Consider the following 13,329-nt stretch of genomic DNA (forward strand, 5'->3'; position numbering starts at 1 on the left):
CGCCCGCGAGGTCTACCGCGCTCTGACCGTCACACCAACAGAACAAGTCACCCAAAACGACCTTGCTCCTGCAGCTTGACGTCTATAGGAGCATCCTGGGAGGGGTGAGCGCGCGCAGTGCGAAGGCCCGGACGGATCACCGTCCGGGCCTGTGTCGTCCGGGGTCAGCGGCCGACCGCTCGGGCCAGTTCGGCCTTGGTCATGGACGAACGCCCCTTGACGTTCTTGTTCTTCGCCTCTTCGTAGAGCTGGTCGCGGGTGGGGCCCGCGGCGCCGCTGTGCGAGCGCAGCCCGCCACGCCGCGAGGACGAGATGTCCTGGAGCGACGTACGGCTCGCGGTCCGCGACTCACCGGCGCGGGCGCGCTCCTTGTTGACCGTCCGGGCGGCGATCTCCTCGGCACGGTCCTCGCCGACGCCGCGCTCCTGGGCGCTCTCCTTGATGTGCTCGTACTGGCGTTCCCGCTTCGGATTCGATCCGCGTGGCATGATGCGTTCTCCTCTCGGAGGCTGCGGCCCGGGACCCCTCCAGTGTGACAAATGAGGCCGGGCCGGAGCCATCCGCTCAGTAGCGCAGTGCCGCGGCGATCCGGCCGTGCTCCTTGAGTGAATCGTCCGCGACGAAGACGACCTCGGCGCCGCTGTCCAGGGCCGCTTCGACCAACTCGTCGACGATGTCCTCACGGACGTTCCCGTCGGCCAGGTCCGCCGCGCCGCCGCTCACCGGTACCAGGTGCTCCTGGTCGACCCGGGCCGTCTGCTGATGGTGCTCCTCCACCGCCACCAGGCCGGCGCGTCCCTCCCGCACGGCGGCCCACACCTCGTCGAGGCCGCCGGCGAACGCACGCCGTCCGCGGGCCTCGTCCAGCTTGCCGTCGATCTCCGCGGCGAACCGCTTCTGCCGGGCGTCCAGCGCGGGCCGCAGTTCCGTCAGCAGATCGCTGGGCGAGGTGTCGGCGGGGGCGCCCTTGGTGACCCGGCCGACCGCGTCCTTGGCGACCTCGCCCACCTCGTCGAGCAGCGCGAGCGCGGGGGCGAGACCCACCAGGTAGAGCGGGCGCGGATCGGTGGCCAGCACCGCGCGCAGCCTCTCGTCCACCGTGCGCATGAACTGCCGGGTCTCCTCGTCGGTGAACGTGCTCGGTGTGTCGCCGATCCGCTCCTCGCGCTGCGGGTTGGGCGCCTCGTGCGGAGCCGTCAGCGGGAAACCGCCGATGTGCTCCTCGTGCGCCGCGTCGGACGTGCCGCTGAACAGGGCGGCGTGGTCCGCCGACACGGTGAGCGCCCAGAACGGCTGTGCCTGCGCCTTCGCGGCGACCAGGTTGCGGGTCAGGTAGGTGTCGCTGAGCACCACCCGTTCGGGTGCGGTGCGGGGCAGCTGCCAGATCTGGAACTCGTCCGCCGTCGCGAGAATCACCAGCGCGTCCAGGGCGCGGCGCGGATCGATCTCGTCGACCGCGCGGTCGAGCTGCTGCTTGACGGCCGTGCGCGCCTCACGGCTGACGTCGGGGTCGGCGTCGAGCCGGCTGCCGGCCGCGGACACCAGGTTCCGCAGGCGTACGGCGTCCTGGGCGTTGTCCGGGGCACGCCGGTGTGTCGGCATGGTCAGGGAAAGGGCCGGATAGGGCTTGGCCGCGCGGAGCTCTTGCAACAGACCGGCCGTCAGGGCATCCGTGTCCATCAGTTCCCTCCCGGGGGACTTGCGCGCACTGCCGTGCGGAGCGGGTGATTCGACGAGTCAATTCATACCTTTTGATCCTAATATGAGCGAGTTGGTCATTCCAGGTTCGGGAGGTATGCGCGATGTCCACGCTCACCGTGTGGAAGTTCCAGTCGGCCGAAGGCGCGGAGGACGTGGAGACGGCGCTGAAGTCCCTTCAGAAGGAGGGACTGATCAAGATCCTCGACGCCGCCGTCGTGAGCTGGCCCGCCGACCGTGCCAAGCCGCGCACGAAGCAGTTGCTCAACCTCGTCGGCGCGGGCGCCCTGAGCGGCACCTTCTGGGGCATGCTCTTCGGGCTGATCTTCCTGATGCCGCTGCTGGGCGCAGCCATCGGGGCGGCCGCCGGGGCGCTCGGCGGCAAGCTGGCCGACGTCGGCATCGACGACGACTTCATCGCCGAGGTCAAGGAGAAGATCACGCCCGGCACTTCGGCCCTGTTCCTGCTCACCATGAACGAGGTGCCCGACCGGATCAGCGAGGCTCTTCCCGGCGGCGGCGCCGAACTGCTCCACAGCAACCTGGACACCCGGAGCGAGGAGCGGCTCCGTGACATCTTCGGCGAGGACGCGGCGTGACCCTCCGGAAACCGGCCCCGCAGCCGGCCGCCACCTCACCGGCCCCCACTTCCCCTGGCACTTCCGAGCAGACGGAGCGTCCGTGAACCAGACCAGCCCCGCGCGGCGCGCCCTCGGCCGCCGCGCAGCCCGCAGCCTGACCCCCGCCGTGCTCGCCGCGGTGATCGTCGCCGGCACCGCGGCCTGCGACAGCGACGACAGCTCGACGCAGGGCACCGCCAGAAGCACCCGTACGGTGTCTCCGGAGCCGGCTGCGTCAGCCACCGCCACCGAGAGCCCGCGTACCCAGGAGGACTTCGCGGCCTCCGTCTCCGCCGATGTGGAACGCAACCGTCAAAAGGCGGCGGCGACGCTCGAGAATGTCGGGGGCAAGGGCAACGCCGTCGACGACGTCTCCGTCAACGGCCTCCCGGTCGCGGCGTCCGAACAGTTCCGCAGCGCTCTCGTACGAGTGACCAACCGCACCGACAAGGCCGCCTTCTACGCGGTGCGGGTGGAGTTCGTGGCCGCGTCCGGCAAGGTCCTCGACTCCGTGGTGCTCGGCTTCGCCGACGCGCCGCCGAACCGGACGGTCAGCCAGCACGCCAACAGCCGTAAGGCCGCCGGCGTCAAGTCGTTCCCCCGGATCGCCCAGGCCGAGCGCGGCTGACGGCCCGAAGCACGGTGAGCGCCGCCACCGGTGCCGTCACGGACGCACTGCGAGAACTGCACACCAGGTACGCCGGGGTCGACGAGGGTGAACTCGCCGAGTACATCCCAAAACTGGCCCACGCCGACCCGGGCGCCTTCGGACTGGCCCTGATCAGCATGGACGGCCACCGGTACAGCACGGGCGAGGCCGATGTGCCGTTCACCGTCCAGTCCGTGTCGAAGCCCTTCGTCTACGCCCTGGCCCTGTCCCTCCTCGGCCTCGACGAGGTGTCCAGATGGGTGAACGCCGAACCCAGTGGCGAGGCGTTCAACGCCATCAGCCTGGAACGGCTCACCGGGCGCCCGGCCAACGCCATGGTCAACGCCGGCGCCATCGTCACCACCGCCCTCATCCCCGACACCCCGGTGGCGCCCAGGTTCGGACTCATCCTCGACTGTCTCAGCCGGTTCGCCGGCCGGAGACTCGACGTGGACGAGGAGGTGTATGCCTCCGAGGCGGCGACCGGGGACCGCAACAGGGCCCTCGCCTACCTCATCCGCAGTACCGGGCCCCTGCCCATGGACCCGGTGGCGGCGGTGGAGACGTACTTCCGCCAGTGCGCAGTACGGGTCACCGCCCTGGATCTTGCCGCGATGGCGGCGACCCTGGCGCACGGCGGGGTCAATCCGCTCACGGGTGACACGGTGGTGTCCGAGCCGGTCGCCGCCCAGGTGCTCGCCGTGATGGCGACCTGCGGCATGTACGACGCCTCGGGCGACTGGCTGCTCAGAGTGGGGCTGCCGGCCAAGAGCGGGGTGTCCGGCGGCCTGATCGCCGCCGGACCCGCGCGGTTCGGACTGGCGACGTACAGCCCGCTGCTCGACCCCGTCGGCACCTCCGTGCGAGGACACCTGGCGATCGGGACGCTCTCGCACCGGCTCGGTCTGCATCTCATGTACAACCCCGCACTGGCGGGATCCACCGTCACCCTGGTCTCGAGCGCCGACGAGCTGCCCGCTGCGCCGGCTGGTAAGCGGGAGCGCGCCCGCCGCGAACGGGTGGCGGTCGCCGCCGCCCAGGGCGCTCTGGACTTCACAGCGGCGGAGCGGGTGCTGTACGCCCTGGACGAGGCCGCATCCGGAGAGACCGGCGCCGTGGTGCTCGACCTGGTGCGGGTGACGGCCGTCGACACCGTGGCCCGGGCGATGCTGCGCAGCGGGCTGGCCCGGCTCACCGCGGACGGCCTGCGCACCGCCGTGGCCGACCCGGACGGCCGTCTCCGGGAGCCGGGCGAAGAGGCCGGGGCCGCACGCTCCTTCGCTTCCCGCGAGGAGGCCGTCGCATGGTGCACGGAGGCGGCCGCCGGCTGAGCCGTCCTACAGGGGCCAGACGAGCGGCACCACGAGCAGAGCCACCGCCATGAACCAGACCAGCACGGGCAGCCCGAACTTCCAGTAGTCGCCGAAGTGGTAGCCGCCCGGACCCATCACCATCAGATTGGCGGGCGTCGCCACCGGTGTGAGCAGTGCGGCCGCCGCGGCGACGGCGACGCACATCAGCACCGGTCGCACGGAGATCCCGACGTCGGCCGCCGCGGAGACGGCGATCGGGATCACGATCAGCGCGGTCGCCATGTTGCTGATCAGCTGCCCGAGCACCGCGGTCACCAGGAACACCCCGGCGAGCAGCGCGTAGCCGTTGCCGCCGGCGGCCGACACCACGAGGTCGGCGATGCGGTCGGCGGCGCCGGACTGCTGGATCGCCGCAGACATCGGGAACATGCCGCCCGCGATGACGAGTGTGGTCCAGGCGACGCCGTCGTACGCGTCCGCCAACGACAGCACCCGCATGAGGATCATGGCGCCGCCCGCGAGCAGCGCCGCCACCGCCGGCGGCACCGCCCCCGACGCCAGGAGCCCCACCATCGCGACGAGCGAGAGGATCGCACGCCGGCCGTCCGCGCCCAGCATCGGCACCTGGCGCCTCATCTCCGCGGGGGAGTCGACCACCAGCACGTCCGAAGACAGCTCGGTGCGGCGCTTCAGCGCCTGCCACGGGCCGCGCAGCAGCAGCGTGTCCCCGGCGGCGAGCACGCACGGTTCCGGCCCGAGGTCGTGACCCTTGCGCTGGACGGCGAGGATGACGAGGTCTCCGCTGTCGGTGGCCATCCCGGGGAAGACTTCCGCGCCGATGAGTGCGGAGCGCGGGCTGATGACCGTCTCCGCCACGCCCAGCTCCTGGTCGACCAGGGCCCCGACCAGATACGGGCGGACGGGACCGGCCAGCGGGTGCAGCCCGAACCGCTCGCCGAACGCTTCGACGGCCTCCGGCGGACCGTGTGCGATCAGCACGTCGTCGGCCCGCAGCGGCACCCCGCCGCGCGGGGAGCCGGAGGCGGTGACCACGCCGACGATGGTCAGCTTCTGAGGTGCGGCCACCGCCAGGGCGTCCGCCGTACTTCCCAGCGCCGGGGACCCGGGGGGCACGAGCAGCCGGACCGCGTCCTGGTCCAGACCGTAGTGACTCACCATCGTCCGGGCGTGCCTGCTGAGGTCGGGCGGCAGACTGCTGGGCGTACGCCGGGGCAGCAGCCGGTCGCCGAACAGGACGGCGACGGCGACCGTGCCCGCCACCAGGGGCACCCCGACCAGGGCGAAGGAGAAGAACCCGAACGCCGCGGCCCCCGCGTCCACCGCCGCCTCCGAGACGAGCACGTTGATCGGCGTCCCCGTCAGGACCAGCAGCGATCCCGCATGGGCGGCGAACGCCAGCGGCATCACCAGGCGGGACGGCGGCACCTTGCTCCGTACCGCGAGCATCACCACCATCGGCAGCAGCGCCGCGACCGCTCCGTTGACCGTGATCAGGGCGGCGATGGCGGCGGACAGCACCATGGTGAGGAGCAGCAGCCGCCGGGGCCCGCTCCCCGCCCGGGCCGCAAGCTGCTGCCCGGCCCAGGTGGTCACCCCGGCCGCCGTCAGCCCCGTACTGACGACGAACAGGCCGGCGATGAACAGCACGACGGGGTCACCGAAGCCGGAGAAGACCTGCTCGGCCGAGATGACCCCGGTCGCGTACAGCGCGATCGCCGAGCCGAGCGCGACGACCTCGACGGGCAGCCGGTTCCACACGAACAGGACGATCACCGCACCCAGGACCGTCAGGGACAGGGTGGCATCGCTCATTCCCGTCAGGTCTCCACCGGCGCGCCCGGCCCCAGCGGAATTCCGAGCAGGTACCAGGCGACGAAGAACAGGATCCAGGCGACGGCGACGATCAGCGTGTACGGCAGCATCAGCGACACCACCGTGCCGATACCGGCCTCCTTCTTGTACTTCTGCACCAGCAGCACGATGAACGGCAGGTACACCATGAGCGGGGTGACGACGTTGACGGGGGAGTCACCGACCCGGTAGGCGGCGAGGACCGTCTGCGGCGCCACGTCGAGCCGGATGAACAGGGGCACGAACACCGGGGCGAAGATGGCCCACTTGGGGATCACGCCCGGAATGATGATGTCGAGTACGAGGGTCACGGCGATCAGCCCGACCAGCAGCCACAGCGGCCCGACGTTCGCGCCCTCCAGCGCGTCGGACATCTTCACGGCCGCGACGGTCGCCATGTTGCTGTAATTGAAGTACGAGATGAACTGGGCGATGATCAACAGCAGGAAGATCAGTCCGCCCAGACCGGAGAAGGTCTTGGTGATGGCTTCCATCGCGGCTGCGCTGCCCCGCAGGGTCCCGGCTCCGTAGCCGTAGCAGAGGCCGGCCACCAGGAAGATCAGCATGATGATGAAGATCAGGCTGTCCATGAACGGCGAGTCGTCGAAGACGCTGCCGGTGTCGGGGTTGCGCAACGGCGCGTCCGGCAGTGCGGTCAGCAGCACGATCAGCAGGGCCACGGCGAAGAAGCCGAGTGCGGCGAACCGCAGTCCCCTGGCCTCGCCCTCCGGGCCACCGTCCGTCGCCTGGGTGTGCTCCTGCTCCACCGTGCCCTCGAACCTGCCGAGCCGGGGTTCGATGATCCTGTCGGAGACGAAGGTGATCACCAGCGCGAGGAAGACCGACGAGCCGATCCCGAAGTAGAGGTTGGCCGTGAGGTCGATCGAGAGATCGGGGTCGATCAGGTGGATGGCCTCGTTGGTGACCTCGGTGACGATGCCGTCGGTCGGGGTGATGAGGAAGTTGACTCCGAAGGTGGCACCGACACCCGCGAAGGCGGCGGCGAGGCCGGCGAGCGGATGCCTGCCCACACTCATGAACGCCACCGCGCCCAGCGGGATGAGCACGAGGTAGCCGGCGTCCGACGCGATGCTGGAGATGATGCCGAGCAGCACGATGATGAAGGTCAGGGCACCCGCGGGGGCCACCTTCACCAGCTTGCGGATCAGCGCGCCGATCAGTCCCGCCTCCTCGGCGAGGCCCACACCGACCATGGCGACGAGGATGACCGCGACCACACCGAAGTTGTTGAAGTTGTCGACGGCCGACGTGAAGATGAACCGGATCCCGTCACCCGTCAGCAGGGATTCGATGCCGGTCGTCTCCGTCTTGACGCTGTAGTCGTGGACGTACAGCTCCGAGGGCGGGTACTCGATCGCCGGCTCGCTCGTCCCGCCGTTGTACGTCTCCTCCGCGACGATCGGTTCCGGGGTGGTGGTCTCGTAGGTGACGGAGACGTCCAGGGCGGACAGGATCGCCGAGAGGACGATGATCAGACCGCACAGGACGAGGAAGATGACGGCCGGGTGCGGGACCTTGTTGCCGACGCGTTCGATGCCGTCGAGGATGCGCTGCGAGCGGGTCCGCTCGACGGCGTCGTGGCCGGAGGCAGTGCTCATGTCAGCTGTTCCTCACCGGGCGGAAGTTGAGCGCCAGCTCGGTGAGCAGCCGCGCGCCGAAGCCGGTGCAGCCGCGGGGCCGCCAGGAGGCCGCCTTGTCGTTCTGCGCGGGACCGGCGATGTCGATGTGGGCCCAGGGGACACCGGCCACGAAGTCCTCCAGGAAGAGGGCCGCGTGGATGGCCGCGCCGTTGGGGCCGCTCATGTTCTTGATGTCGGCGACGTCCGAGTCGAGTTCGGCGCGGTAACGGCGGGCGAGCGGCAGCTGCCAGGCCGGTTCGCCGGTGTCGCGGGCGGCGGCGAGTACCTGGGTCACCAGCGGCTGGTCGTTGCCGAAGACGCCGGCGATCTCGGCGCCCAGGGCTCGCAGGCAGGCTCCCGTCAGGGTGGCGATGTCGACGATGGCATCGGTCGGCTCCTCGGTGGCGAGCACCAGGGCGTCCGCCATCACCAGACGGCCCTCGGCATCGGTGTTGAGCACCTCCACCGTCGTGCCTCCGCGGATGGACAGCACGTCGCCGAGCTTCGTCGCCGTGCCGGACGGCATGTTGTCCGTGCACATCAGATATGCGGTCACGGCCGTGGGGCAGGCCAGCTCGGGCAGGGCGGTCATCGCGGCCAGGATCGCGCCCGCACCCGACATGTCGTTCTTCATCGTTGCGTGAACCGCGTCGCTGGGTTTGAGGCTGATGCCGCCGGAGTCGTACATGATTCCCTTGCCGACCAGCGTCAGACGTGGGGCGTCGGAGTTCGCGGGTGCATAGCTCAGCTTGATCATGCGGGGCGGCTCGCTGCTGCCCGCGTTGACCCCGAGGAGGCCGCCGCAGCCAAGGCCGGTGAGCGCCTCCTCGTCGAACACCTCGATCCCGAATCCGGCCTCGGCGGCCAGGCGGGCCGCGCACTCGGCCATACCGGCGGCGGTGAGCATGTTGGGCGGGGCGTTGGCCAGGTCCCGGGCCAGGGCGGTGGCGCGGGCATAGACGAGGCCCCGCTCCGCTCCCCGCTGCGCAGCTTCGACGGACGCGGCGTCCACCAGCAGTCGCAGGGAACCGACAGGCGTCACGGAGGGCGTGGCCTTGAGCGGCTCGTACCCGTAGCGGGCCAGCAGGACGCCCTCGACGGCGGCCTGCGCCGCCGCTTCGGCCGTGAGCAGCGGCCCCTCGGGCAGCACCAGTTCAAGCCGTGCGGCGTGGGCGGCCTGCGCGTACGCGGCCGCCGCATCGCGCAGGGCGGAGGCGTCCAGCGCGCCCGGGTCGCCGACTCCGTACAGGACGACGGGAGAGCCGGAGGGGTCGGCGCAGACCAGGGTCCGGCCCACCGCTCCGGTCATTCCGAGGGACTGCGCCGTCTGCGCGCCGATGGCCACGTCGTCGGGGAACTCGCCCGACGACGTGACGGGGACTCCGGTCGCAGTCCCGTTTCCGGCCTGTGGCGTGGCCGGCCGCTCCGTCACCTCGATGTCAGGGCGTTGCTGCCTGGACGGTACGGGTGACGGCAGGGCGGAAGGACTCATCTGAAACACGCTCCCCAACGCAGTAGGCAAGACGTTGCGCAGTAAAGCACCCGTTTTGGTGCAACTGTGCAGTTATTGCCGGAGTGTCGGATTTTTGGGGAGCTGTCTCAGAAGGGGCCGTTCACCAGATGGCTTCCACCCACTCGGGGTGGTCTATGAACGGGTTCCGGTTGTGCTGGAACCGGTCGAATATGACGTCGTTGCGCCGTTGTTCGAAGGTGTCCGGCGGGTCCTGCTCGCTCCACGTCTTCAGTACGGAGAGCCGGCCGATGTTCGGTGCGGAGCCGTTCGAGACGCTGTCGTTGGGTTCGAGGTCGGCGAAGGAGTCGTCGCCCTCGTAGCGCACGGCCATGTAGAGGATCATGCGGGCCACGTCGCCCTTGACCGCGTCGCGCGGCTCGAAGGAGTCGCCGTCGGTGTAGTTGCCGGGTGCGTCGCCGAGCTCGGTGCCGCCGTTGTCGAAGTCCTTGTTGCCGCGTGTGGAGTTGACCGAGACGTCCGCCGGGCGCAGATGGTGGATGTCGGTGCCGGGCCCCGTGGCCGTGCCGAAGTCGCCGTGGGACTTGGCCCAGACATGCTCCCGGTTCCACTGGCCGACGTTGCCGCCGTTGTCGCTCTTGGCCTGGGAGCGGCCGGTGTAGAGGAGGATCACGTTCGAGGAGTTGGCCGGGTCCTCGTCGGTGGCCTTGAGTGCGTCCCAGACCTGGCTGTAGCTGAGCTTGGACTGGTCGCTGATGATCGTGTGCAGAGCGCCCTCGAGTGCGGTGCCGGTCTTGCCGAGCGCGTCCTGGTAGTACGTGTCGTCCAGGGCGCCGGGCGGGGCGGCGGATGGCGCCGGGGTCTGTGGGGTCGTGGCCGGTGCGGTGGCGGCGGTGCCGCCGAGCACCGCGAAGGCGGCGAGGGTGGCCAGCAGGGGGCGCCGTTGGAGCAGGTGGCGACGGGACATGTGGGGTGTCCTCTCCGGAAATACGGGCACCGCGGCGCCGCCACGGGGTGGGGGGCGGTTCCGCGGTGGTCGTGTCGCTTGGTGGTCAGCGGGAGCCTTCCACACGCACCGTGACTGACGTGTGAACGCTGCGTACCTATCATGTGCAGGTCAAGTGAGGGCCGCGGTGGGCATCGGATGCGCCCCCGTCGGCGGGGGGCGAGAATTGCCGCAAGGACGAGGAGGCACGGCATGAGCGACGAGCCCGAATCCGTATCCGTGCGGGGCGTGACCCCCGACAGCCTTTTGCACACCGGTGCCAGCGACAATCCGTCGGCGGAGGACGTGGTGCTCGCCTCCGGGCGTGACCTGACACCCCGGAATCTCGAGTGGGCGGAGCGCAGGCTGGCCAGGGAGGGCAGGGCGGCCATCGACAAGCAGCTGCCGTAGTGATCCGCGGCCCCGGCCCGTCGTGGCCACCGGCGCAGAGCCGGTGCTGCGGGGGCGGCGGGCCGCACCGGGAGCGGCCCGCCGCCCCCGGCCACCGCTGTGCGTGCGGGCTTACGGCGCTGCTCGGTTAGCCTGAACGCAATATGAACCGTTTGACGACGTCAGGGGCTGGTTACGACCTCGCCCGATTCCCCGAGAACCCCCGCGACCCGTTCCGAGCCTGGGACGCGGCCGACGAGTACCTGCTGCGGCACCTGGAGGGGGTCGACGGGGCCGAGCCGGTCGGCCTCCACGGACGCGTCGTGATCGTCGGTGACCGCTGGGGCGCGTTGAGTACGGCGCTGGCCGCCCACCGCCCCGTACAGATCACCGATTCCTACCTCGCGCAGCGGGCCACGGCGGCGAACCTGGAACGCAACGGTGCCGACCCCGATGCCGTTCAGCTGCTGTCCGCCCGCGAGGCGCCGCCGGACCGGATCGACGTCCTGCTCGTCCGGGTGCCCAAGAGCCTCGCGCTCCTGGAGGACCAGCTGCACCGGCTCGCCCCGGCCGTCCACGCCGGCACGGTCGTCATCGGTACCGGAATGGTGAAGGAGATCCACACCTCCACCCTCAAACTGTTCGAGCGGATCATCGGCCCCACCCGCACCTCGCTCGCCGTCAAGAAGGCCCGGCTCATCCACTGCACGCCGGACCCCTCCCTCGCCCGCACCCCCAGCCCCTGGCCCTACCACTACGAGCTGCCCGACGACGTCGGGGCCGTCGCCGGCCGCACCGTGGTCAACCACGCCGGGATCTTCTGCGCGGAGCGGCTCGACATCGGCACCCGCTTCTTCCTGAAGCACCTGCCGGTGCGCAGCGGCCCCGACCGGGTCGTCGACCTCGGCTGCGGGAACGGCGTCCTCGGCCTGGCCGCCGCACTGGCCAACCCCGAGGCCGCGCTCACCTTCGTCGACGAGTCCTACCAGGCACTCGCCTCGGCCGAGGCGACCTTCCGGGCCAACGCCGGGCCGGAAGCCGAGGCCCGCTTCGTCGTCGGCGACGGGCTGGCCGGCGCCGAGCCCGGGGGAGCGGACCTCGTCCTCAACAACCCGCCGTTCCACTCGCACCAGGCCACCACGGACGCGACCGCCCGGAACATGTTCCACGGGGCCCGTACCGCGCTGCGTCAAGGCGGCGAACTGTGGGTGGTGGGCAACCGGCATCTCGGCTATCACACGCAGCTGCGCCGGATCTTCGGCAACTGCACGACGGTGGCCGGCGACCCCAAATTCGTCGTGCTGCGCGCCGTCAGACGCTGACGGCCACGACCCTCGGACGCTCGGGCCCCTTCCGGATTCTTGCAACACGTTCTACTGTGTGCGCCGCCGCACACGGGCGACGCGAAGCGAGACTCCTGGAGGGGCCGTGCACCTCGAATACACGCCTGCACAGCAGCAGTTGCGCGCCGAACTGCATACGTACTTCGCCGCCCTGGTCCCCGACAACGCCTATGCGCGCTACGCCGACCCGGCCGCCCAGAAGCGCTTCTACCGCGAGACGATCCGCCGCCTGGGTACCGACGGCTGGCTCGGCGTCGGCTGGCCCACGCGGTACGGCGGACGCGGTCTGTCGCCCATGGAGCAGTTCATCTTCTTCGACGAGGCGGCGCAGGCGGGCGTACCGCTGCCGCTGATGGCGCTCAACACCGTCGGCCCGACGATCATGCAGTTCGGCACCGACGAGCAGAAGGCGTACTTCCTGCCGAAGGTCCTCGCCGGGGAGATCGACTTCGCGATCGGTTACAGCGAACCGGACGCGGGCACCGACCTCGCCGCCCTCAGGACCCGGGCGGTGCGTGAGGGCGACACGTACGTCGTCAACGGGCAGAAGATCTGGACGACCAACGGCGACACCGCCGACTGGGTCTGGCTCGCCGCCCGCACCGATCCGGACGCCCCGCCGCACAAGGGCATCACCATGCTCCTCGTCCCGACGTCCGACCCCGGATACTCCTGCACCCTGATCAACACCCTCGCCTCGCACGACACGACGGCCAGCTACTACGAGGACATCCGCGTCCCCGTCTCCCGCAGGGTCGGTGAGGAGAACAAGGGCTGGCGGCTCATCACCAACCAGCTCAACCACGAACGCGTCACCCTCGCCGCCCACGGCACCATGGCCATCCGCGCCCTGCACAACGTCCGTCGCTGGGCGGCCGGCACGCGCCTCGCCGACGGCCGCCGCGTCATCGACCTCGGCTGGGTGCGTGCCCGCCTCGCGCGCACGCACACCCGGCTCGACGCCATGAAGCTCCTCAACTGGCAGATGGTGTCCGCCGTCCAGAACCACACCCTCACCCCCCAGGATGCCTCCGCCGTCAAGGTCTACGGCTCCGAGGCACGACGTGACGCCTACGCCTGGCTCATGGAGGTCGTCGGCTCGGCCGGGCCCCTCAAGGAGGGCTCCGCGGGCGCCGTACTGCACGGCGAACTCGAACGCGGCTACCGGTCCGCCGTGATCTTCACCTTCGGCGGCGGCAACAACGAGATCCAGCGGGAAATCATCTCCTGGATCGGCCTCGGGATGCCGCGCGTGCGTCGCTGAGCCCCTGTGACGAGTACCGAGCGATCCTCGCCCGACCCCAGGGCATCCTTCATCGCATTTCGCCAGGGGCTCCAAGTGACGTGC

Annotated in this window: 12 protein-coding genes; 6 read left to right on the forward strand and 6 right to left on the reverse strand. The window is 70.4% G+C overall.

Annotated elements, in window-relative coordinates; translation table 11 throughout:
• Positions 1 to 164: 164 nt before the first annotated feature.
• Both ABZ434_RS18955 and ABZ434_RS18960 read right to left on the reverse strand, forming a co-directional pair.
• Complete coding sequence (locus ABZ434_RS18955) at positions 165 to 488, reverse strand: plasmid stabilization protein (protein ID WP_359137689.1); 324 nt, start codon at positions 486 to 488, stop codon at positions 165 to 167.
• 76 nt (positions 489 to 564) lie between these two features.
• The gene (locus tag ABZ434_RS18960) at positions 565 to 1,680 is read right to left on the reverse strand and encodes a chemotaxis protein (RefSeq protein ID WP_359137692.1); all 1,116 of its coding nucleotides are present in this window, start codon (positions 1,678 to 1,680) and stop codon (positions 565 to 567) included.
• 122 nt (positions 1,681 to 1,802) lie between these two features.
• Here ABZ434_RS18960 and ABZ434_RS18965 point away from each other — a divergent pair, with 122 nt between their 5' ends.
• From ABZ434_RS18965 to glsA, 3 genes are all read left to right on the forward strand, one after another.
• Positions 1,803 to 2,297, forward strand: coding sequence for a DUF1269 domain-containing protein (locus tag ABZ434_RS18965; RefSeq protein ID WP_359137695.1), 495 nt, complete (start codon positions 1,803 to 1,805; stop codon positions 2,295 to 2,297).
• An 82-nt stretch (positions 2,298 to 2,379) separates the two neighbouring features.
• Positions 2,380 to 2,946 (forward strand): hypothetical protein, encoded by a 567-nt coding sequence (locus ABZ434_RS18970; protein WP_359137698.1) that lies wholly within the window; start codon positions 2,380 to 2,382, stop codon positions 2,944 to 2,946.
• Positions 2,947 to 2,960: 14 nt separating this feature from the next.
• Positions 2,961 to 4,298 carry a glutaminase A gene (gene glsA, locus ABZ434_RS18975; RefSeq protein ID WP_359137701.1) on the forward strand — a complete coding sequence of 446 codons (1,338 nt, stop codon included), beginning with the start codon at positions 2,961 to 2,963 and terminating at the stop codon, positions 4,296 to 4,298.
• Between the two features lie 6 nt (positions 4,299 to 4,304).
• Here glsA and ABZ434_RS18980 read toward each other — a convergent pair whose 3' ends face one another.
• From ABZ434_RS18980 to ABZ434_RS18995, 4 genes are all read right to left on the reverse strand, one after another.
• On the reverse strand, positions 4,305 to 6,113 hold the full coding sequence (locus ABZ434_RS18980) for an SLC13 family permease (protein ID WP_359137703.1): 1,809 nt from the start codon (positions 6,111 to 6,113) through the stop codon (positions 4,305 to 4,307).
• Between the two features lie 5 nt (positions 6,114 to 6,118).
• Positions 6,119 to 7,771, reverse strand: a complete 1,653-nt coding sequence (locus ABZ434_RS18985) for an AbgT family transporter (protein ID WP_359137706.1) — start codon at positions 7,769 to 7,771, stop codon at positions 6,119 to 6,121.
• A 1-nt stretch (position 7,772) separates the two neighbouring features.
• Positions 7,773 to 9,284 (reverse strand): leucyl aminopeptidase, encoded by a 1,512-nt coding sequence (locus ABZ434_RS18990; RefSeq protein WP_359137709.1) that lies wholly within the window; start codon positions 9,282 to 9,284, stop codon positions 7,773 to 7,775.
• 121 nt (positions 9,285 to 9,405) lie between these two features.
• The gene (locus tag ABZ434_RS18995; RefSeq protein ID WP_359137712.1) at positions 9,406 to 10,230 is read right to left on the reverse strand and encodes an endonuclease; all 825 of its coding nucleotides are present in this window, start codon (positions 10,228 to 10,230) and stop codon (positions 9,406 to 9,408) included.
• A 231-nt stretch (positions 10,231 to 10,461) separates the two neighbouring features.
• Here ABZ434_RS18995 and ABZ434_RS19000 point away from each other — a divergent pair, with 231 nt between their 5' ends.
• The 3 genes from ABZ434_RS19000 to ABZ434_RS19010 all read left to right on the forward strand — a co-directional run bounded on the left by ABZ434_RS19000 (position 10,462) and on the right by ABZ434_RS19010 (position 13,245).
• Entirely contained in the window at positions 10,462 to 10,659 is a 198-nt protein-coding gene (locus ABZ434_RS19000) for a hypothetical protein (RefSeq protein ID WP_352124544.1), read from the forward strand.
• Positions 10,660 to 10,802: 143 nt separating this feature from the next.
• A complete protein-coding gene (locus ABZ434_RS19005; RefSeq protein WP_359137716.1) occupies positions 10,803 to 11,960 on the forward strand; it encodes a methyltransferase in 1,158 nt (385 codons plus the stop codon).
• Between the two features lie 106 nt (positions 11,961 to 12,066).
• Complete coding sequence (locus ABZ434_RS19010) at positions 12,067 to 13,245, forward strand: acyl-CoA dehydrogenase family protein (RefSeq protein WP_359137719.1); 1,179 nt, start codon at positions 12,067 to 12,069, stop codon at positions 13,243 to 13,245.
• Positions 13,246 to 13,329 lie beyond the last annotated feature (84 nt).

Source organism: Streptomyces sp. NPDC005761, from assembly GCF_040630635.1.
Taxonomy (GTDB): Bacteria; Actinomycetota; Actinomycetes; order Streptomycetales; family Streptomycetaceae; genus Streptomyces.